Genomic DNA, 20,722 nt, shown 5'->3' with positions numbered 1-20,722 from the left:
AGACCGCACGGTGAAGCAGTTCATCCGCTCGCACGAGGGCCGCGTGCAGGGCAATCGCCGCGGGCCGCCGCCCGAGGCGGCGCAGACCCGCCTMAAACCCGTGGGCAAGGCGATTTTCCCGTCCGATGCCGAAGTGGCCGCGAACCCGCGTTCGCGTTCCGCCGTGCTGCGCGTCGCGGAGAAACTCGCATGAAGGTGTTCGGCGCGATCTGCCTCTCGATCCTGCTGCTGGCGGTCCTCGCCAGCGCGATCGGTGTGGTCTGGACGCGCCACGAGAGCCGCGTGCTCTTCGTCGAACTCTCGCGTATGCAGAGCCAGAAAGACGACCTCGGTGTCGAATACGGCCGCCTCGAGCTGGAGCAGGCCACCTACGCTGAACCTGCCCGTATCGATGCAGAAGCCCGCGCCAAGCTCGGCATGATCACGCCGAAGCCGCAGGACATCCAGTTGGTGCGCCGATGAAAGCGCGCTACGGCAAGCCGGTCGTGCCGAGCCGCCGTCGCGGCCAGGGGCCGAGCCCRCGCAAGCGGATGACTGTCGTCGTCGCGCTGCTGTGCGTCTGCGCGACCGGCCTCGTCGTCCGCGCGTTCGACCTGCAGGTGGTGCGCAAGCAGTTCTACCAGGACCAGGGCGACGCCCGCTTCCTGCGTGAAATGCCCATCGCCGTCTCGCGTGGCACCATCTTCGATCGCAATGGCGAGCCCCTGGCCGTGTCGACGCCGGTCGCCTCGATCTGGGCCAATCCGCCTGAAGTGCTCGAAAACGAAGACCGTATTCCCGAGCTGGCCAAGGCGCTTCACGTCGACGCGGACGACCTCAAGCAGAAGATCGCCGCGCGCGCCGACAAGGAATTCATGTACATCGCCCGCCAGCTGCGTCCCGAGGATGCGCAGGCGATCGTCGACCTGAAGATCCCGGGCATTGCCTCCCAGCGCGAGTACCGCCGCTACTACCCATCGGGCGCGGTGAACAGCCATATTCTCGGTTTCACCAATATCGACGACCACGGCCAGGAAGGCCTCGAGTTGGCCTTCGACGATTGGTTGTCCGGCAAGCCCGGCGCGAAGCGCGTCATCCGCGACCGTATGGGACATGTCGTCGAAGACGTGGAACTGGTGCGTGAGCCGCAGCCGGGCCGCGACCTGACGCTGTCGATCGACCGTCGCATCCAGTACCTCGCCTATAGCGCCCTGAAAGATGCGCTGGAAAAGAACAAGGCCGATTCCGGTTCCATCGTCGTGATGGACGTGCACACGGGCGAAGTGCTCGGCATGGCCAACCTGCCGACGTTCAACCCGAACGCCGTGCGTGGCAGCACGCCGAACGATCGCCGCAACCGCGCGCTGACGGACGTCGTCGAGCCGGGTTCGACCATGAAGGCCTTCACCATGGCCGCGGCGCTGACCAGTGGCAAGTACACGCCCACGTCGCCGCTGATCGAGACCTCGCCGGGCACCTGGATGATGGGTGGGCACCCGGTTCGTGACACGCATAACTGGGGCACGCTCACCCCGACCGGCGTGATCACGAAGTCGTCCAACGTCGGCGCGGCCAAGATCGCCATGACGCTCGATACCGACTTCCTCTACAACATGTGGAAGTCGTTCGGCATCGGCAACAGCACGGGCAGCGGCTTCCCTGGCGAAGCGGCCGGTTACCTGCCGGTGAGCCGTACCTGGAAGCCGATCGAAAAGTCGCGCATGGCGTACGGCTACAACCTGAGCGTCACGCCGTTGCAGCTGGCCACCGGCTACACCGCAATCGCCAACGGCGGCGCGCTTCGATCGCCGAGTTTCATCAAGGGCGCCGATAATCCGCCGAGTCAGGTCATCACCCCGGAAGTGGCGCATGAGATCGTGCGGATGCTCGAGACCGTCCTTCAGCCGGGCGGTACCGGTTTCGGGTTCGCGTCGGTGGCCAATTACAGTGTGGCCGGCAAGACGGGTACCTCGCATAAGTTCTCCGTGGGCGGCTACTACGCAAAGAATTACATCTCGCTCTTCGTCGGCATGATCCCGGCCAGTGCGCCGCGCATCGTCACGGTCGTCGTTATCAACGATCCGCAGGGCGGTCACTATTACGGCGGCTCGGTGGCCGGTCCGGCCTTCGCGCAGGTGATGCAGGGCGCCGTGCGCCTGCTCGACATTCCTCCCGACAACGTCGGCCGCTGGTACGTCGGCGGTCCGAGTGTGGGCGGTCTTATCGGCTCTTCGAATGCACCGCCGCCGGCGGCGGACGACAGCGCGGCGGAAGAGGTGGTCCCATGACCATGCCTCTCGCCGAGCTGCTCCTTGGTTTCGCCGACGCCTCCGGTGCCGGCGACATCGTCGTTTCGGGCCTCTCGCTGGATTCCCGCGAGATCGTCGACGGCAACGCCTTCATCGCACTGCGCGGCGGGAAGGGCCACGGCATCGATTTCGCGGCGAAGGCCGTGGAGCAGGGTGCCAGCGTGATCCTCGCCGAACCGCCGTTCGCCAAGGTCGATGCCGGCGTGCCGGTCATCGCGGTGGAAAAGTTGCGCGAAAAGGCCGGCGCCATCGCCGCTCGTTTCTTCGGCGAGCCGTCGCAGGCGGTCGATCTGATCGGCGTCACCGGCACCAATGGCAAAACCTCCACGGTGCAGCTGATCGCGCAGGCGTTGGCCTTCCTTGGCCGCAAGCCGGCCACGGTGGGGACGCTGGGTGCCGGCATGCATGGTGCGGTCGTCGAAGGCGAGCGCACCACGCCGGATGCCATCAGCATGCAGGCGCTTCTTGCGGGCTTCCGCGATGCCGGTGCGTCGCACGTGGCGATGGAAGTGTCGTCGCACGCTCTCGAGCAGGGCCGGGTGAACGCGTTGGCGTTCGACATCGCCGTGTTCACCAACCTCACCCGCGATCATCTGGACTATCACGGCACCATGGAAGCGTACGGTGCGGCCAAGGCGAAGCTGTTCGCCTTCGAAGGCCTGCGCGCCGCGGTGATCAACATCGACGATCCGTTCGGCGCGAAGCTGGCCAAGGGTCTCGGCGAGGGTGTCGCAAAACTGCGCACCACGATGGCGGGCGAGAGCACCGACAAAGATGCCGAGGTCCGCGCCGACATCATCGTGACGTYGGCCAAGGGCCTCTCGTTCAACCTCAATACGCCGTGGGGCATGCGCACCGTGCGCAGCGCGCTGCTCGGCCGCTTCAATGTCGCCAACCTGCTTGCCGTCGCCGCCGTGCTCGGCGCGCTGGGCGAGCCGTTCGATCGCATCCACACCGCGTTGGAAGCCCTCGAGCCGGTCAATGGCCGCATGAGCCGCCTCGGTGGCGACGGTCGCAAACCCTTGGTCGTGGTCGATTACTCGCACACGCCCGATGCACTGAAGCAGGCCCTGCTGGCGCTGCGTTCGCATACCAAGGGCAAACTCATCTGCGTGTTCGGCGCCGGTGGCGACCGTGACCAGGGCAAGCGCCCGATCATGGCGGCGATCGCCGAGCGCCTGGCCGACGTCGTCATCGTCACCGACGACAACCCGCGCACCGAAGACGGCGACACCATCGTTGCGCAGGTCATGGGCGGCTTCGCACACCCTGACACCGTCCTGGTCGAGCGCGACCGCGCGCAGGCCATCGCCCTGGCCCTGGCCGACGCGAAAGCCGACGACGTCGTGCTCATCGCCGGCAAGGGTCACGAAACCTATCAAGAAGGTCCGCAGGGCAAGTTGCCCTTCGACGACCTCGCCGTCGCCCGAGAGGCGATGGCCAAAAGCACAAAGGGAGCCCGCGCATGATGCGCCTGTCCGCCGTTGCCCTCTGGACTCGCGGCCGCCTGCAAGGCGCCGATGTCGAGGTCACTGGCTTTTCCATCGATACGCGCACGCTCAAGGCGGGTGACATCTTTGTCGCCCTGCCGGGCGAGCGCGTCGACGCGCATGACTTCGTTGCCGCGGCGGCCGAGGGCGGCGCCGTCGCCGCCCTTGTCACGCGTCCGGTCAACGTGGCGATTCCGCAGGTGATCGTCGACGACACCCAGATCGCCCTGGGYGATCTCGCCAGTGCGGTGCGTGCCCAGACCAGCGTGCGCGTCGTCGGCATTACCGGTTCCAACGGCAAGACCACGGTGAAGACGCTGACCGCGTCCATCCTTTCGCGCCATGGCCGGACCCACGTGAACGCCGGCAATTTCAATAACGAGATCGGCATGCCGCTGACCTTGTTGGCGATGCCACAGGACACGCAGTACCTCGTCCTCGAGATGGGCGCAGGCAAGCCGGGTGACATCGATTATCTCGCTGCCATCGCGCGGCCCGATATCGGTCTCGTCAATTCCATCGCCCCCGCGCATCTTGAGCGCATGGGCACGATCGAAGGCGTCGCCGAAACCAAGGGCGCGCTCTACCAGTCGCTGCCCGTCGATGGCGTCGCGGTGATCAATGCCGACGACACGCGTTTTGCCGGTTTCTTCGCCAACCTCGCCGGCACGCGCCGGATCCTGCGTTACGGCCTCGAGCATCGCGCGGACATCGGTGCGGACATCGTCGAGGAGCGCATCGACGGCACGCACTTCGTCCTGTCCACGCCGCACGGCGACGGCGACGTACACCTGCCGATGGCCGGCCGTCACAATGTCGCCAATGCGCTCGCCGCTGCCGCCATTGCGACGGCGCTGGACGTGCCGGTCGACCTCATCGTCGAGGGTCTGGAGCAGGTGCCGCAGGTTGCCGGTCGCCTGAACCTGGAAGCGATGCCAGGCAACTGGACGCTGATCGACGASAGCTACAACGCCAACCCGGGATCCGCTGCCGCCGCGATCGACACCTTGTCGCTGGCACGCGGCGAGCGCTGGCTGATCCTCGGCGACATGGCTGAACTCGGCGCGGACACGATCAAGCTGCACGCCGGTATCGGCAAGCTCGCGCATGACCGCGGCATCGAGCGCCTGCTCGCCACCGGGCCCAAGTCCGCGGCCGCGGTCGAGGCCTTCGGCCCGGGCGCGCAGCATTTCGCTACGCAGGAAGCGCTGATCGAAGCGGCTTGCACGCAGATCCATGAGGGCGTGACCTGCCTCGTGAAGGGGTCACGTTCGTCCGRCATGGACCGGATCGTGGCGGCAATGAAGAAACACGCTGAAGGAGCATCCGATGCTGCTTGAACTGGCGGAATGGATGGCTCGGCACTTCACGTCGTTGCATCTTTTCCAATACATCACCTTCCGCGCGATCATGGCGGCGCTCACTGCGCTGGCCGTGTCGCTCCTGCTCGGCCCGGCCCTGATTCGCAAGCTGGCCGCGCTGAAAGCAGGGCAGGTGGTGCGCAGCGACGGTCCGCAGACCCATCTTTCCAAGGCCGGTACGCCCACCATGGGCGGCACGCTGATCCTGTTCTCCATCGGCATCGCGACGCTGCTGTGGGCCGACCTCGGCAACCGTTACATCTGGGTGGTCCTGCTGGTCACGCTCGCGTTCGGCGTCATCGGTTTTTACGACGACTACCGCAAGCTGGTGCTCAAGGACAGTCGTGGCCTGGCCAGCCGCTGGAAGTACTTCTGGCAGTCGGTCTTCGGCCTGGCCGCGGCCGTGTTCCTCTACCACACGCACCAGGCGCCGGCTGAAATCGCGCTGTACGTGCCGCTGTTCAAGCAGGTGGCGGTACCGCTGGGCCTGTTCTTCGTGGTGATCGGCTACTTCATCATTGTCGGCTTTTCCAACGCGGTGAACCTGACCGACGGACTCGACGGCCTGGCGATCATGCCGAGCGTGCTTGTATCCGGCGCACTGGGCATCTTCGCTTACCTTGCCGGTAACAAGCTGTTCTCCGAGTACCTCGGCATCCCGGCCATTCCCGGTGCCGGCGAACTGGCGATCTTCTGCAGCGCGCTATCCGGCGCAGGCCTGGGCTTCCTGTGGTTCAACACGTATCCGGCCCAGGTCTTCATGGGTGACGTGGGTGCCCTGGCCATCGGCGCCGCGCTCGGTTGCGTCGCGCTGATCGTTCGCCAGGAAATCGTGTTGCTGGTGATGGGCGGCGTGTTTGTGATGGAAACCGCCTCGGTGATGTTGCAGGTCGCCAGCTTCAAGCTGCGCGGCAAACGCATTTTTCGCATGGCGCCGATCCACCATCACTTCGAACTGAAGGGATGGCCGGAACCCCGCGTCATCGTTCGCTTCTGGATCATCAGCGTCGTGCTGGTGCTTATCGGTCTTGCTACGTTGAAGGTGCGCTGAGAATCATGTTTGGCTTCGGCACAAAGCAGGCGCAACGCCGACAGGGCCCACGGGGGAGTTTCGACCTCCCGTTGCTCCTGGCTGCGCTCGCGCTCGCCGCGCTGGGTGTGATCATGGTCACCTCAGCCTCGATAGCCGTGGCCGACGGTTCCCACCAGGGTGCGTTTTACTACCTCAAGCGCCATCTCGTGTTCCTGTTCCTCGGTGGCTGCTTCGCCGCCGCCGCGATGCGTACCGAACTGAAGACGCTCGAGAAGCACAGCTTCCTGCTCCTGCTGCTGGGCATCATCATGTTGTTGATGGTGTTCCTGCCCGTGTTCGGCATGCGCATCAACGGCGCGCGTCGCTGGGTGAACCTGCTGGTGACCAGCTTCCAGCCCGTCGAGGCCGTCAAGCTCATCCTCGTCGCGTACCTTGCGAGCTATCTCGTGCGCCATCGCGAAGGCGTGGAGTACGAACTGTTCGGCGTGGTCAAGCCGGTCGCCGTGGCGGGTCTGATCGTGCTCCTGCTGCTCGCCCAGCCCGACTTCGGTTCGGCCGCGCTGGTCGTCGCCACCACGGTCGGTATGGTCTGGCTGGCCGGCGCGCGCATGCGCAACCTGCTCTTGCTGGCGACGCCGCTTGTCCCCGCGCTGATCTACGCCGCGACCGCCGAGGACTACCGCATCAAGCGCCTGACCTCGTTCCTCGATCCCTGGAAGGATCCGTTCAACGACGGCTTCCAGCTGACCCAGGCCCTGATCGCCGTGGGTCGTGGCGAGTGGACGGGCGTGGGGCTGGGTTCGAGCGTGCAAAAGCTGTTCTACCTGCCCGAGGCACATACCGACTTCATCCTTGCCGTGCTCGCCGAAGAACTCGGTCTCGCCGGCATCGTCCTGGTCATCTTCCTCTACGTCGTGCTGGTTGGCCGCGGTCTGTACCTGGGCCTGAAGGGCGTCGAGCTTGGCCACCGTTTCTCCGGCTACGTCGCCTATGGCATCTCACTGATGATGGGTTTCCAGGCCATGGTCTCGATCGGCGTGAACCTGGGCGTGCTGCCGACCAAGGGCCTCACCCTGCCGCTGATCAGCTCGGGCGGTTCGTCCGTGCTGATGACCTGCGCCATGGTCGGTGTGCTGCTGCGCGCCACGTTCGAGATCAATCGGGCCGAAGACGCACGCCAGACGGCCGTGCGCCTGCCTGCCAACGCGGTGCCGGACGCCAACGCGCCGCTCGGAGGCATGGCATGAGCGCCCCCGTGCTGATCATGGCCGGCGGTACCGGCGGTCACATTTTCCCGGGGCTCGCCGTGGCCGACGAGCTGCGTTCGCGCGGCGTGGCGGTGGCGTGGCTGGGCGCCGAGGGCGGCATGGAAACGCGCGTCGTGCCCGCACATGGTCTCGACCTGCATACGGTCGCGGTGGGCGGCTTGCGCGGCAAGGGCGTGGCGACTCGCCTGATGGCACCGCTGATGCTCGCGCGCGCGCTGTTCGCCTCGCTGAAAGTGCTGCGCCGGTTGCGTCCGCGCTGCGTGCTCTCCATGGGCGGCTATGTTGCCGGACCGGCAGGTATCGCCGCGCGTCTGTTAGGCATCCCGCTGGTCGTGCACGAGCAGAACGCGGTCGCCGGTTATACGAACCGCAAGCTCGCCGCGTTCGCGAAGAAGGTACTCACGGGTTTCCCCAACGTGTTGCCGAACGGCGAGTGGGTAGGTAACCCGGTGCGCGCCCGAATCGCCGCCCTGCCGGCTCCCGACCAGCGCATGGCTGACCGCAATGGTCGTCCGCGCCTGCTGGTGCTGGGTGGCAGCCTCGGCGCGCGGACGTTGAACCTCGCGGTGCCCAAGGCGCTGGCCTTCATGCGCACCAAGCCCGAATTTGCCGCCAGCGAGCCCGAGGTCGTGCACCAGACCGGTGAACGCGGCCTCGAGGAAGCCCGCGGCGCTTATGCATCCGCAGGCATCACCAACGCCAACATCGTGCCTTTCATCGAAGACATGGCTGGCGCTTACGAGTGGGCCGATCTCGCCGTGTGCCGCGCTGGCGCGCTGACGGTGGCCGAACTCTGCGGCGCCGGCCTCGAAGCCTTGCTCGTGCCGTTCCCGCACGCGGTTGACGATCACCAGACGGTCAACGCCCGTGCGATGGTCGACGCCGGCGGTGCGTTGCTGCTCCCGGACTCCCTCGCTGCTTCCCCCGAAGGTGACGAGGTGATCGCCACGCTGCTCGCCACCATGCTCGGCGACCGCCAACACATCCTTTCCGCGGCCAATGCGTCCCGTACGCTGGCCAAGCCCGACGCCGCAGCAACGATTGCACGTCACTGCATGGAGGTTTCCGCATGACGCCCGGTCGTTTGCGCGCTCACGATGATTTCATGACTTCGTTCCGCCGTGTCCACTTCATCGGCGTGGGCGGCGTCGGCATGAGCGGCATTGCCGAAGTGCTGAAGAACCTCGGCTACAGCGTTTCCGGTTCCGACCGTGCGCCGTCGCCCACGACCGAACGCCTGGCCAAGCTCGGTGTGGAAGTCCACATCGGTCATAGCGCCGCGAACATCGATGGTGCCGATGTGATTGTCACCTCGAGTGCGATCCGTCAGGACAACCCCGAGATCGTCGCTGCGCAGGCCGCGCGCGTGCCCATGGTGCCGCGTGCGGAAATGCTCGGTGAACTCATGCGCTTCCGTCGGGGCATCGCCATCGCCGGAACGCACGGCAAGACGACCACCACCAGCCTGGTTGCCAGCGTGCTTGCCGAAGCGGACTACGATCCGACCTTCGTCATCGGTGGTCAGCTCAATGCCGCCGGCGCCAATGCGCGTCTGGGCACCGGTCAGTACCTGGTCGCTGAGGCTGACGAATCGGATGGCTCGTTCCTGATGCTCTCGCCGGTCATGGCCGTCGTGACCAATATCGACGCCGATCACCTCGAGAACTACAACGGCGATTTCGCCCAGGTGAAGAAAGCCTTTCGTGACTTCCTGCATCGCCTGCCGTTCTACGGCATGGCCGTGCTGTGCATCGACGACGAGGAAACGGCCCTGCTTGCGCAGGACACCTCGCGTCGCATGCTGACCTATGCGATCGACAAGCCGGGTGCCGACGTCACGGCGACCAACGTGCGCCAGGTCGGTTTCGAGATGCATTTCGACCTGCACCTGCCGGGTATGGCCGGCACGCTGCCGGTCACGCTCAATCTCCCCGGCCGGCATAACGTGCAGAACGCGCTCGCCGCCGCCGCGGTGGGCTGGCAGCTCGGCGTCGAAGCCGAAGCCATCGCGCGCGCGCTGGCCCGCTTCGAGGGTGTCGGCCGTCGCTTCCATCGTCGCGGCGAAGTCGAGCTCGACAGTGGCAAGGCCCTGCTGGTCGACGACTACGGCCACCATCCGCGCGAGCTCGCTGCCGTGTTCGCCGCCGCCCGTGGCGGCTGGCCGGACCGTCGCCTCGTGGTCGCGTTCCAGCCGCATCGCTATAGCCGCACACGTGACCTGCTCGACGACTTCGCCAACGTGCTGGCTGAAGTGGACGTGCTCGTGCTCACCGAGGTCTACCCGGCCGGTGAGTCCCCGATCGCCGGAGCCGATGGTAAAGCCCTGGCCCGTGCCATCCGCGCGCGCGGCAAGACCGACCCGGTGCTGGTCGACCATCCGCGCGATCTGCGCGACACGTTGTCCGCGCTGGTGCGCGACAACGACCTGATCATGCTGCTCGGCGCTGGCGACATCGGCGCGGCAGCCGTCGAGCTGGGTAATGCCGGCCACCTGAGGACGAACAAGTAATGGATGACACACGTTTCCCCCGCCTGATCACCGATGCCGCCGACTTCGGCCGTGTCGCCGTGGTGATGGGCGGCAATTCGGCTGAACGCGACGTCTCGCTCGATTCCGGTCGAGGCGTGCTGGAAGCGCTGCGCTCCCGTGGCGTGGACGCCCATGCCATCGACGGTATTCCGGCCCTGCTCGACGCGGTACGCGCCGGCCACTTCGCGCGCGTGTTCAATATTCTTCACGGCGCTGGCGGCGAGAACGGCGAGCTCCAGGGCGCGCTGCAGTCGCTCGGTGTTCCCTACACCGGTTCCGGTGTGCTCGGGTCCGCGCTGTCGCTCGACAAGGTCCGCGCCAAACAGGTGTGGATTGCGCTCGGTCTGCCGACGCCGAAGTTCCGTGCGCTACCTCGTGGCGCCGACGTGCATGCCGCGGCGCGTGAGGTGGGCTTCCCGCTTATCGTGAAACCCGCATGGGAAGGCTCCAGCGTCGGCGTGACGCGCGTGTTCGACGAAGCCGGCCTCGACGCCGCCGTGGAACTGGCGCGTAAGTATCCCGGCGACATGCTGATGGAGACGCTGATCGAAGGCGACGGCAGCGAGGGTGGCGAATTCACCGTCGGCATCCTCGGCCGTGACGTCCTGCCGACGATCAAGATCGTGCCGAAGGGTGAGTACTACGACTACAACGCCAAGTATGTCGCCGAAGACACGCAGTACATCGTGCCCGGCCTCACCGCGACTGCCGAAGACGAGATGCGCGCCCTCGCGCTGACCGCATTCGATGCGCTCGACTGCTTCGGCTGGGGTCGCGTCGACGTGATGCGCGACCGCCATGGCAAGAACTGGCTGCTCGAAGTGAATACCGCGCCGGGCATGACCTCGCATTCGCTCGTCCCGAAAGCCGCCGCCGTGGCGGGCCTGGATTATCCGGCCCTCTGCTGGCGCGTCCTCGAAACCTCCATGGAACGGGAGGGTGCGAAGGCATGAAGGGAGCCGCCGCCACGCGAATCGTCGCCTGGGGTATCGCCATTACGCTGGTGGTACTGCCCGTGGTCGGCGTGATGCAGGGCTGGTTCGCCGCCGGTCGCTGGCCGGTGACGAACATCAAGGTCGAGGCGGAGTTCGCGCATGTCAGCGCCGAACAGATCCGCAGCGCCGTGCTGCCTCGGCTGGGCAAGGGCTTCTTCGCAACGGATCTGGAAGACGTGCGCCACGCGATCGGTACGCTGCCGTGGGTGGAATCGGTAGAGGTGCGCAAGCGTTGGCCCGATACCCTGCTGGTGCGCATCTACGAACGTCAGCCGTTCGCGCGCTGGAACGAGGACCGCCTGATCAGCCGCCAGGGCCTCGTCTTCGATGCTCCGGGCGCCGACCAGATGGGCGACCTGCCGCGCCTGCGCGGCCCGGATTCCCGCCTCGCCGAAGTGGTGAGTTTTTACGCGCAGGCCCAAAAGGCTTTCGAGGGCAGGGCGCAGCTCGCCATTGTCGGCGTGAGCCTGAGCGAACGCGGCAGCTGGAGCGTCACCACCGAAAGCGGCGCTGAGATCGTCATCGGCGACCGTGACCAGGCCGACCGTCGCCTCGCCCGCTTCCTCGATGTCTACCCACAACTTGTCGCCGGTCGGCGTGGCGGTTTCGCCTATGCCGACCTTCGTTACACCAACGGATTCGCCATCCGGTGGCCGGAATCGGAAACCACGGCCGCACCCAAGGTCGGAAGCTGAGCTAAACCATGAGAAACAAGAACGACAAACAGCTCGTCGTCGGCCTCGACATCGGAACGTCGAAGGTCGTCGCGATCGTCGGCGAATACGAGCCGGGTGAACCGATCGAGATCATCGGCATCGGCACCCATGTGTCGCGCGGCATGAAGCGCGGCTCGGTGGTCGACATCGAATCGACGGTGCACTCCATCCAGCGCGCGGTCGAAGAGGCCGAGCTGATGGCCGGCTGTGACATTCGCTCGGTCTACGCGTCCATCTCGGGCAGCCACCTGGAAACGCGCAACTCGCACGGCACCGCAGCCATCCGCGACCGTGAAGTGACGGCCGCCGATCTGGAGCAGGTGCTCGAAGCCGCCAGCGCAGTGGCGATCCCGGCCGACCGCAAGGTGCTCTACAAGGAATCGCAGGAATACCGCATCGACGGCCAGGATGGCATCCGCCACCCGGTCGGCATGAGTGGCGTGCGCCTGGAAGCCAGCGTGCATCTGGTCACTGGTGCGGCCAGCGCGGTGCAGAACATCTCCAAGTGCATCCAGCGCTGTGGCCTCTCGGTCGACGAGCTGGTTCCGGCGGCCGTCGCGAGCGCGAAGGCCGTGCTGACCGAAGACGAGCTCGAGCTCGGCGTCTGCCTCGTCGACATCGGCGCCGGCACCACCGATATCGCCATCTATACGCAGGGTGCGATCCGCCACACCAAGTCGCTGCCGGTCGGTGGCGACCAGGTGACAAACGACATCGCCTACGGCGTGCACACACCGACCGCTCACGCCGAAGAGATCAAGATCAAGTACGCGTGTGCGCTCGCCCAGCTCGCGCACGCGGAAGAAACGATCCAGGTGCCGAGCGTCGGCGATCGCCCGCCGCGTCGTCTCGCGCGCCAGGCGCTCGCGCAGTCGGTGCAGGCGCGCTACGAGGAAATCTTCGAGATGGTGCAGGACGAACTGCGCCGCTCGGGTTACGAGAGCCTCGTCGCTGCCGGCATCGTGCTCACCGGCGGTGYGTCGCGCATGGAAGGCGCGCTCGAGCTGGCCGAAGAAATTTTTCACAAGATGGTCCGCATCGGCGTGCCCCAGCACGTGTCGGGTCTGGGCGATGTCGTATCCAGCGAGCTGCATTCGACCGGCGTGGGCCTGCTTCTGCACGGTTCGCGGTCCAGTGGCGCATCGCGTAACACGAGTTCCGCCGTCGGCAACGTCGGCAGTGTGGTCGAGAAGTTCCGAAGCTGGTTCACCAAGAATTTCTAAGTAGAAACCGGATTGTCGGTGCCCGATGGAAGGGGGGCGCCGGGGCAAGAGGATGGCCCGCAACCCATGGCCGACAGGAGTCGGACGTGGGACATAAACCATAAAAACTAAAAGTTCTGCGGAGGACGGGAAATGTTTGAACTCATCGAAAAGCTGGCACCGAACGCGGTCATCAAGGTCATCGGCGTGGGCGGCGGTGGCGGTAACGCCGTGGCGCACATGGTCAACTCCAATATCGAAGGCGTCGAGTTCGTCGTCGCCAATACCGACGCGCAGGCCATGAAGAGCTGCAACTCGCGTACGCACCTCCAGCTCGGTGGCAACGTCACCAAGGGCCTGGGCGCGGGCGCCAATCCGGAAGTCGGCCGCCAGGCCGCGCTGGAAGACCGTGAGCGCATCGAGGAAATGCTCGAAGGCGCCGACATGGTCTTCATCACCGCGGGCATGGGTGGCGGTACCGGTACGGGCGCGGCCCCGGTCGTCGCCCAGCTGGCGAAGGAAAAGGGCATCCTTACGGTCGCGGTCGTCACCAAGCCGTTCCCGTTCGAAGGCCGTCGCCGCATGCAGGTCGCCCTCAAGGGCATCGAAGACCTGTCGCAGCACGTCGATTCGCTGATCACCGTGCCGAATGAAAAGCTCCTTTCGGTGCTCGGTCGCGAAGTCACCCTGCTCAACGCCTTCAAGGCCGCCAACGACGTGCTTCAGGGTGCCGTGCAGGGCATCGCCGATCTGATCACGGCCCCGGGCCTGATCAACGTCGACTTTGCCGACGTCCGTACCGTGATGAGCGAGATGGGCATGGCGATGATGGGCTCCGGCACGGCTCGCGGCGACGACCGCGCGCAGGCTGCCGCCGAGGCCGCCATCAACAACCCGCTCCTCGAGGACGTGAACCTTGCCGGCGCTTGCGGCATCCTGGTCAATGTCACCGCCGGTCCGAACCTGACCATGCGCGAGTTCGACGAGATCGGCCGGGTGATCCACGATTTCGCCTCGGAAGACGCGACCGTGGTCATCGGCACCTCGCTCGACCCGGACATGCAGGACGATGTCCGCGTGACCGTCGTCGCCACGGGCCTGAATCGTGCGGGCGTGGCGTCGAAGCAGCCGATTCGCCAGCCGGTTCAGCAGCAGGTGGAAATGCGCCAGCGTCCGCGTCCGGTCGTGCTGCGCACGGGTACGGGCAACGAGGTGGTCGACTACGCGCAGCCCGACGTCGTCTCGTCGACGCGTTCGGAGCCGGCGCCGTCCAAGGGTGCCGAGCCGACGATCGACTACCTGGACATCCCGGCGTTCCTGCGCCGCCAGGCAGATTGACTGTCTCGACACGTACCTAATGGCACGTTAAGGAAAACGTGAGGCTGGCCCGGCACGATGCCGGGTAGCCCGACGCTCCGCCGCCGATCCCGTCCGGGCGGCGGAGCGTTGCCCTGTCGACGGGAGAAACCGGCCAGGTTTTTCAAGTACTTGAATGACCGTGGTTTCAGTCGCAAGCCAAATGAGAATGACTTGCGTCCGATGCTGAAGGAAGAGTGAAGCGGTGCAAGACTGGCCCGTTCAGTTCATCTAGCCCGAGGTTAAGACTGTGTTAGCCTATTCGCCACTTAAGGCTGCTGCCGGCTAAGGTTTGACCCAATATGATTAAGCAGCGCACGCTCAAGAACATCATTCGCGCCACTGGCGTCGGTCTTCATACCGGCGACAAGGTGTATATGACGCTTCGTCCCGCGGCGCCGAACACCGGCATCGTGTTTCGTCGCACCGACCTGAATCCGCCCGTCGAACTCCATTCGCGTCCCGAGAACGTCGGCGATACGCGTCTTTCGACCACGCTGATCAAGGATGGCGTTCGCGTGTCCACTGTCGAGCATCTGCTCTCGGCCATGGCCGGGCTTGGTATCGACAATGCCTATGTCGACCTTTCCGCTCCCGAAGTGCCGATCATGGACGGCAGCGCCGGTCCGTTCGTGTTCCTCATCCAGTCCGCGGGTATCGAGGAGCAGGAAGCCGCCAAGCGCTTCATTCGTATTCGCAAGCCGGTCATCGTCCAGGACGGTGACAAGTGGGCCAAGCTCGAGCCATTCGACGGCTTCAAGGTGGGTTTCTCGGTCGAGTTCGACCACCCGCTGTTCAACAAGCGCAATTCCCAGGCCGAGATGGATTTCTCGACCACGTCCTTCGTCAAGGAAGTCAGCCGTGCCCGCACGTTTGGCTTCATGCGTGACATCGAGATGCTCCGTGAGCGCAATCTCACGCTCGGCGGCTCGATGGACAACGCTGTCGTGCTGGACGACTACCGCGTGCTCAACGAAGACGGCCTCCGTTACGACAACGAGTTCGTCAAGCACAAGATCCTCGACGCCATCGGCGACATCTACATGCTGGGCCACAGCCTCATTGGCGCGTACTCCGCGCACAAGTCCGGTCACGAGCTCAACAACAAGCTCCTTCGCAGCCTGATGGCCGATGTCACCGCCTGGGAAGAAGTCAGCTTCAAGGACCCGGCCAAGGCGCCGATCTCCTACGCCCAGCCCGCCCACGCGGTTTAAGGCACGGCCTTTCGGGGCGCTCGACACAGGAAAAAGCCGCCCTCGAGGCGGTTTTTTTATGGGTCTTCGCGCGCGTATGCGGGTTCGCCTTCGGCCTCGCGTTTGGCGCTCGCGCGGCGTCGCGAGAGCCGGCGGGTGCCACCCACGACGCGGCGGCTTGGTGTGTAGGAGCCGATTCATCGGCGAACCCTCTGGCAGTCGAATCTGCGAATGAGGCCTTGTAGTGATGGGCCGAGCGGTTAGACGCCGGCGCAATTCAACGCACAGCCTCGTTCGCGATAGCACCGTCGAGGGTTCGCCGATGAATCGGCTCCTACACACGAGATGCGTTGAGCTTCATCGCTGCAAGCGGTTGCTCGACGCCACTCGAGCCGTGCAAACGCGAAGCCGCGAGGCCGAAGAAGACCCCGCCCCAGCCAACGCTTCGGACGCCAGCGACCGCGTGACAGCCGTCACGGCCCTGTGAACTTTACGTCCATTTTAGGTGTTCATAGGGAATATGCGTGCTATAAAGTTTGCCGCTCCGTCCGATCCGGTGCTGCTTACGGATCGAGCTTTTGGCTCGTAAGTATAGAATTAATCTGAATTTTCGGCCTCGGAGGCCAGTTTCAGGAACAGATCTCGCAACGTGGGGTCGGAGAGTGACGCTGCAGCGGCTCGCAGATGGCGGGCAGCTGACGCGGAAAGCGGTTTATGTCGGTCGGGAATGACTTCCTCGACCGGTAGGGGGGCCACTTTAACGGCAACCGAACTGGCTTTCGCGCCGATGGCGCGGGCGGCCTCGAGGATCTGCGTCTGGTAAAGGCGTACCCGCGAGGCCCAGGCCGAGGAGGGCGCAAGGAAGACGAGCCGACCGTCGCGCAGGTCCGCGAAGCGGACGTTGTCGCGCAGCGGTTGAGGCAGCGTCGCGCGCAGCTGGCGGTCCAACGTGTCGAGTTCGCGGGCCCGTTTGGCCAGCGACGCGACAGGCCCGAATTCCGAGATGGACTTCAGTCCATGGGTGGATCGACGGGTCGGTTGGTACGGCGGTGGCATGGACCGGCTTCAACTATTCGATGTGGAACGTATGCAGATCATACTCGTGTCTCGTGGCCAGAAAGGGCCGAAAACGCTGGATCTCACCTGCCGGCGCATGCGCTGCAAGGTGACGGCGATGGCCCTGGCTGGCTTTATCGGCATTGCCGGGGTTGGCGCCGCGGTGGCTCTGGTGGTCGCCAGTCCGAAAGATCGCGCGCTGGGTCATCTGGATGGCCTGCAAGCGCAGGTCGGCGACCAGAGCGCCCAGGTGGCCGCGATCAAGCGCGACGCCCAGCGCGATCTCGACGCCCTGGCGGTCAAGCTGGGCCAGCTCCAGGCCCAGTCGGTGCGCCTCAACGCGCTCGGCGAGCGCTTGACCCAGGCCGGCAAGCTGGATGACGGCGAGTTCAACTTCGACGAGGAGCCCGGCCAGGGCGGCCTCGAGGTCAGCAATGGCCCCGATACCAGCGCCTATGCGCTTCCCGAAACGCTCGGAAAGAGCATCGACCACCTCTCCGGCCAGTTCGACGCCCAGCAGGCCCAGCTCGAAGCGCTGCGCGACCTGCTGATGGACCGCAGCATCGAATCCAGCCTTCGACCGACCGGCATGCCGGTCAATGGCTACATCTCTTCCTATTTTGGTGGCCGCCCCGATCCGTTCAGCGGGCATAGCGCGCGCCACACGGGCATCGACATCGCCGCGCCGACAGGTACGCCGGTGACGGCCGTGGCTGAGGGCATGGTCACTTTCGCGGGTCAGCGCAATGGCTATGGCGACGTCATCGAAATCGACCATGGCAACGGTTACATGACCCGATACGCCCATAACAGCGCGCTGGTCGTGCATCCGGGCCAACGTGTCCGGGTAGGCGACGTGATCGCCAAAGCCGGGTCCACCGGCCGTTCGACCGGTTCGCACGTCCATTTCGAGGTCTGGTACCACGATCGGGTCGTCAATCCGCTCGCCTTCGTGAAGAGTCATCGCTGACCGGGCTTGAATCCGGGCACGCCAGTCGCCACCCCGAGGAAAGCCGGGGACGCCCGTAGTATGATCGTCCCTTCGTGCCGGTCGGCTTAGCGCCTTCCGGCAGCCCTTTTCGTTTCAGATCCGGATGATCGATGTTCAATCGTGCACTGACGAGTATTTTCGGCAGCCGTAACGAGCGGGTGCTGCGTGACCTCTCCAAGACGGTCAAGCGCATCAACGCCCTCGAGCCGGAATTCGAAAAGCTTTCCGACGACGCGCTGCGGAGCAAGACCGACGACTTCCGTCAGCGTCTCGCTGCCGGCGAGACCCTAGACGCCCTGCTACCCGAAGCTTTCGCGGTCACCCGTGAGGCGGCAAAGCGCACGCTTGGCATGCGCCACTACGACGTGCAGCTCATTGGCGGCATGGTGCTGCACGGTGGGCGTATCGCCGAAATGCGCACGGGTGAGGGCAAGACGCTGGTCGGCACGTTGCCGGTTTATCTCAACGCCCTCGAAGGTAAAGGCGTCCACGTCGTTACCGTGAACGACTACCTGGCACGACGCGACTCCGCGCAGATGGGCCGCCTGTACAACTTCCTCGGCCTTACGGTCGGTGTCGTTTACCCGGGCATGGACCACGCCGACAAGCGCAGCGCGTACCAGGCAGACATCACTTACGGTACGAACAACGAGTTCGGCTTCGACTACCTTCGCGACAACATGGCGCTCAGCAAGGAACAGCGCAATCAGCGCGGCCTGCACTACGCCATCGTCGACGAGGTCGATTCGATCCTGATCGACGAAGCGCGTACGCCGCTGATCATCTCCGGTCCCGCCGAAGACTCCCCGCAGCTCTACATCGCCGTGAACAAGATCGTTCCGGGTCTTTCTCGCCAGGAGAAGGAAGACGCCGGTGGCGACTACTTCGTCGACGAAAAGGGCAAGCAGGTACACATGTCCGAAGAGGGCATGGAGCACGCCGAGCAGTTGCTGCGCGAAGCCGGCGTCATCGAGCCGGACAGCGGTCTCTACGATTCGAAGAACCTGGCTGTCGTTCACCACATGAACGCGGCATTGCGTGCAAACGCGATCTACCAGCGCGATGTCGACTACATCGTCCGCGATGGCGAAGTCATCATCGTCGACGAGTTTACCGGCCGTACGCTGGCAGGCCGTCGCTGGTCCGATGGCCTGCACCAGGCGGTCGAGGCGAAGGAAGGCGTGCCCATCCAGCGCGAGAACCAGACACTGGCGACGGTCACGTTCCAGAACCTGTTCCGCATGTACAAGAAGCTGGCCGGCATGACCGGTACGGCCGACACGGAAGCTTACGAGTTCCAGACCGTCTACGGCCTGGAAGTGGTAGTGATCCCGACGCACCAGCCGATGATTCGCGTGGACAACCCGGACTCCGTGTTCCTCGGTCCGGATGCCAAGTACAAGGCAGTCATCGACGACATCAAGGCCTGCTTCGGGCGCGGTCAGCCGGTGCTTGTCGGCACCGCGTCCATCGACGTGTCCGAACTCGTGTCGGGTCTGCTGAAGAAAGAAAAGATTCCGCACGAAGTGCTCAACGCCAAGCAGCATGAGCGCGAAGCGCACATCGTGGCCCAGGCGGGTGCGCCAGGCTCGGTCACCATCGCCACCAACATGGCCGGTCGCGGTACGGACATCGTGCTCGGTGGCAGCCTCGAGGCCCTGCTGGCCACATTGCCCGAAACGGCAACCGACGCCGATCGCCAGAAGACCCGCGAAGAGTGGAAGAAGCGCCACGATCAGGTGCTTGCTTCAGGCGGTCTGCATATCGTCGGCACGGAGCGTCACGAGTCGCGTCGTATCGACAACCAGCTGCGTGGTCGTTCGGGTCGCCAGGGCGATCCGGGTTCCTCGCGTTTCTACCTGTCSCTGCAGGACRACCTGATGCGCATCTTCGGCGGCGAGCGTATCGGCCGCTGGATGCAGATGTTCGGCATGAAGGAAGACGAGGCCCTCGAGGATCGCCTGATCACGCGCCAGATCGAAAAGGTGCAGCGCAAGGTCGAGCAGCACAACTTCGACATCCGCAARAACCTYCTSRAATWCGACGAYGTCRCCAACGACCAGCGCAAGGTGATCTACGCGCAGCGCGACGAACTTCTCGAAATCGACGACATCTCCGACATGATCGTCGACATCCGCCAGGATGTCGTGGTGGCACTCGTGCGCAAGTACGTGCCCGCCGACAGCATCGACGACCAGTGGGATATCGCCGGCCTCGACCGCGAGCTGGCCAGCGAGCTCAACCTTCGCATCGACCTGCCGCACTGGGTCGAAGGCCAGAAGGACGTCGACGCGGAAGCCATCCTCGAGCACGTGCGTGYCGCGGTGGATGCGCTGTTCTCGGAGAAGGAAGTCCAGGTCGGTGCCGAAACCATGCGCTCGCTCGAGAAGCACGTGATGCTCTCGGTCGTCGATAACGCCTGGAAGGAGCATCTGGCGAGCATGGACTACCTGCGCCAGGGCATTTACCTGCGCGGATATGCGCAGAAACAGCCGAAGCAGGAGTTCAAGCGCGAGTCGTTCGAACTGTTCTCCGAAATGCTCGATCGCATCAAGAGTGAAGTGGTCCAGATGCTCGCGCGCATCCGCATCCGCAGCGAAGACGAAGTCACCGCGATGGAAGCCGAGCAGCAGCGTGCCGCCGAAGGGCAGCGCCTGCAGTTCCAGCACGCCGATGCCCAGCCGATGGGTATCGGTGGTGACACCGCGGCGGCCGAACCGGTGATCGCACCTGTACTCAACGACGGCCCCAAAGTCGGACGTAACGATCCTTGCCCTTGTGGTTCGGGCAAGAAGTACAAGCACTGCCACGGTCAGCTGAGCTGATAACAAGAAACCCGCCGAAAGGCGGGTTTTTTTTAGGTTCTTCGCGGATTACCGGGATCCGGGTGTTCGGCGTTCGGGCGGGGCATGCTTTCGCACCTCGCACTCGCGCATGGCTCGCCTTCGGCCTCGCGGGTGGCTCGGCTTTGCCATCGCTCTCTACACTTGGGCGTCTCGCGGGGAGACCTTGGTGCCCACCCTCGCTGCTCAGACACGTCCTCCGCGTTCGCAAAGGAAAGGCCGCTCACGCGGCCCATGTATCTAACTGGCCTACGGCCGCTCCACTTGTGCGGAACTCGCCTCGAGGGTGGGCACCAAGGTCTCCCCGCGAGACGCCCAAGTGTAGAGAGCGATGGCAAAGCCGAGCCACCCGCGAGGCCGAAGGCGAGCCATGCGCGAGTGCGAGGTGCGAAAGCATGCC

17 protein-coding genes are annotated in these 20,722 nt (G+C 64.9%); 16 read left to right on the top strand and 1 reads right to left on the bottom strand.

The window, feature by feature from the left end; all coding sequences use genetic code 11:
• From mraW to lpxC, 14 genes are all read left to right on the top strand, one after another.
• Positions 1 to 193 (top strand): 16S rRNA (cytosine(1402)-N(4))-methyltransferase (mraW, locus tag AC1DT2_RS03965; protein ID WP_477294488.1); only part of this gene is annotated, 193 nt, incomplete at its 5' end.
• Positions 190 to 462, top strand: a complete 273-nt coding sequence (ftsL, locus tag AC1DT2_RS03960) for a cell division protein FtsL (RefSeq protein WP_063572840.1) — start codon at positions 190 to 192, stop codon at positions 460 to 462. The genes mraW and ftsL, both read left to right, overlap by 4 nt.
• Positions 459 to 2,267, top strand: a complete 1,809-nt coding sequence (locus AC1DT2_RS03955) for a peptidoglycan D,D-transpeptidase FtsI family protein (RefSeq protein ID WP_063572841.1) — start codon at positions 459 to 461, stop codon at positions 2,265 to 2,267. Before ftsL ends, AC1DT2_RS03955 begins: the two co-directional genes overlap by 4 nt.
• Entirely contained in the window at positions 2,264 to 3,757 is a 1,494-nt protein-coding gene (locus AC1DT2_RS03950) for a UDP-N-acetylmuramoyl-L-alanyl-D-glutamate--2,6-diaminopimelate ligase (RefSeq protein WP_477294485.1), read from the top strand. Before AC1DT2_RS03955 ends, AC1DT2_RS03950 begins: the two co-directional genes overlap by 4 nt.
• Positions 3,754 to 5,118 carry a UDP-N-acetylmuramoyl-tripeptide--D-alanyl-D-alanine ligase gene (locus AC1DT2_RS03945; RefSeq protein ID WP_477294483.1) on the top strand — a complete coding sequence of 455 codons (1,365 nt, stop codon included), beginning with the start codon at positions 3,754 to 3,756 and terminating at the stop codon, positions 5,116 to 5,118. The genes AC1DT2_RS03950 and AC1DT2_RS03945 overlap by 4 nt, the downstream gene beginning before the upstream one ends.
• Complete coding sequence (gene mraY, locus AC1DT2_RS03940) at positions 5,108 to 6,190, top strand: phospho-N-acetylmuramoyl-pentapeptide-transferase (protein WP_063571599.1); 1,083 nt, start codon at positions 5,108 to 5,110, stop codon at positions 6,188 to 6,190. The genes AC1DT2_RS03945 and mraY overlap by 11 nt, the downstream gene beginning before the upstream one ends.
• 5 nt (positions 6,191 to 6,195) lie before the next feature.
• Positions 6,196 to 7,419, top strand: a complete 1,224-nt coding sequence (gene ftsW / locus AC1DT2_RS03935; protein ID WP_213949662.1) for a putative lipid II flippase FtsW — start codon at positions 6,196 to 6,198, stop codon at positions 7,417 to 7,419.
• The gene (gene murG / locus AC1DT2_RS03930) at positions 7,416 to 8,513 is read left to right on the top strand and encodes an undecaprenyldiphospho-muramoylpentapeptide beta-N-acetylglucosaminyltransferase (RefSeq protein WP_477294480.1); all 1,098 of its coding nucleotides are present in this window, start codon (positions 7,416 to 7,418) and stop codon (positions 8,511 to 8,513) included. Before ftsW ends, murG begins: the two co-directional genes overlap by 4 nt.
• Positions 8,510 to 9,949, top strand: a complete 1,440-nt coding sequence (gene murC / locus AC1DT2_RS03925) for a UDP-N-acetylmuramate--L-alanine ligase (RefSeq protein WP_213949660.1) — start codon at positions 8,510 to 8,512, stop codon at positions 9,947 to 9,949. Before murG ends, murC begins: the two co-directional genes overlap by 4 nt.
• Positions 9,949 to 10,923, top strand: coding sequence for a D-alanine--D-alanine ligase (locus tag AC1DT2_RS03920; RefSeq protein ID WP_477294478.1), 975 nt, complete (start codon positions 9,949 to 9,951; stop codon positions 10,921 to 10,923). The genes murC and AC1DT2_RS03920 overlap by 1 nt, the downstream gene beginning before the upstream one ends.
• Positions 10,920 to 11,660: a cell division protein FtsQ/DivIB gene (locus AC1DT2_RS03915; protein ID WP_213949658.1), complete on the top strand. Its 741-nt coding sequence runs from the start codon at positions 10,920 to 10,922 to the stop codon at positions 11,658 to 11,660. Before AC1DT2_RS03920 ends, AC1DT2_RS03915 begins: the two co-directional genes overlap by 4 nt.
• A gap of 8 nt (positions 11,661 to 11,668) precedes the next feature.
• Positions 11,669 to 12,904 carry a cell division protein FtsA gene (ftsA, locus tag AC1DT2_RS03910; RefSeq protein ID WP_477294475.1) on the top strand — a complete coding sequence of 412 codons (1,236 nt, stop codon included), beginning with the start codon at positions 11,669 to 11,671 and terminating at the stop codon, positions 12,902 to 12,904.
• A 132-nt stretch (positions 12,905 to 13,036) separates the two neighbouring features.
• Positions 13,037 to 14,221 (top strand): cell division protein FtsZ, encoded by a 1,185-nt coding sequence (gene ftsZ, locus AC1DT2_RS03905; RefSeq protein ID WP_213949657.1) that lies wholly within the window; start codon positions 13,037 to 13,039, stop codon positions 14,219 to 14,221.
• A 320-nt stretch (positions 14,222 to 14,541) separates the two neighbouring features.
• Positions 14,542 to 15,453, top strand: coding sequence for a UDP-3-O-acyl-N-acetylglucosamine deacetylase (gene lpxC / locus AC1DT2_RS03900; RefSeq protein ID WP_477294473.1), 912 nt, complete (start codon positions 14,542 to 14,544; stop codon positions 15,451 to 15,453).
• A gap of 576 nt (positions 15,454 to 16,029) precedes the next feature.
• Here the strand turns inward: lpxC and AC1DT2_RS03895 are convergent.
• Positions 16,030 to 16,488, bottom strand: a complete 459-nt coding sequence (locus AC1DT2_RS03895) for a DciA family protein (protein ID WP_063574324.1) — start codon at positions 16,486 to 16,488, stop codon at positions 16,030 to 16,032.
• A 31-nt stretch (positions 16,489 to 16,519) separates the two neighbouring features.
• Between AC1DT2_RS03895 and AC1DT2_RS03890 the strand changes: the two genes are divergently transcribed.
• On the top strand, positions 16,520 to 17,458 hold the full coding sequence (locus tag AC1DT2_RS03890; RefSeq protein ID WP_213949656.1) for a M23 family metallopeptidase: 939 nt from the start codon (positions 16,520 to 16,522) through the stop codon (positions 17,456 to 17,458).
• Between the two features lie 131 nt (positions 17,459 to 17,589).
• Entirely contained in the window at positions 17,590 to 20,304 is a 2,715-nt protein-coding gene (gene secA / locus AC1DT2_RS03885) for a preprotein translocase subunit SecA (RefSeq protein WP_477294470.1), read from the top strand.
• Positions 20,305 to 20,722 lie beyond the last annotated feature (418 nt).

It is taken from the genome of Luteibacter sp. P4_E6 (assembly GCF_056401535.1).
This window is presented reverse-complemented; position numbering and strand designations above follow the sequence as displayed.

What these genes read in the sequence shown, in the direction of transcription:
- AC1DT2_RS03890 (WP_213949656.1), top strand. Translation starts at nt 16,520, where the DNA reads ATGCAGATCATACTCGTGTCTCGTGGCCAGAAAGGGCCGAAAACGCTG.
- AC1DT2_RS03915 (WP_213949658.1), top strand. Translation starts at nt 10,920, where the DNA reads ATGAAGGGAGCCGCCGCCACGCGAATCGTCGCCTGGGGTATCGCCATT.
- murG (WP_477294480.1), top strand. Translation starts at nt 7,416, where the DNA reads ATGAGCGCCCCCGTGCTGATCATGGCCGGCGGTACCGGCGGTCACATT.
- ftsL (WP_063572840.1), top strand. Translation starts at nt 190, where the DNA reads ATGAAGGTGTTCGGCGCGATCTGCCTCTCGATCCTGCTGCTGGCGGTC.
- mraY (WP_063571599.1), top strand. Translation starts at nt 5,108, where the DNA reads ATGCTGCTTGAACTGGCGGAATGGATGGCTCGGCACTTCACGTCGTTG.
- lpxC (WP_477294473.1), top strand. Translation starts at nt 14,542, where the DNA reads ATGATTAAGCAGCGCACGCTCAAGAACATCATTCGCGCCACTGGCGTC.
- AC1DT2_RS03920 (WP_477294478.1), top strand. Translation starts at nt 9,949, where the DNA reads ATGGATGACACACGTTTCCCCCGCCTGATCACCGATGCCGCCGACTTC.
- AC1DT2_RS03895 (WP_063574324.1), bottom strand. Translation starts at nt 16,488, where the DNA reads ATGCCACCGCCGTACCAACCGACCCGTCGATCCACCCATGGACTGAAG.
- murC (WP_213949660.1), top strand. Translation starts at nt 8,510, where the DNA reads ATGACGCCCGGTCGTTTGCGCGCTCACGATGATTTCATGACTTCGTTC.
- ftsW (WP_213949662.1), top strand. Translation starts at nt 6,196, where the DNA reads ATGTTTGGCTTCGGCACAAAGCAGGCGCAACGCCGACAGGGCCCACGG.
- ftsZ (WP_213949657.1), top strand. Translation starts at nt 13,037, where the DNA reads ATGTTTGAACTCATCGAAAAGCTGGCACCGAACGCGGTCATCAAGGTC.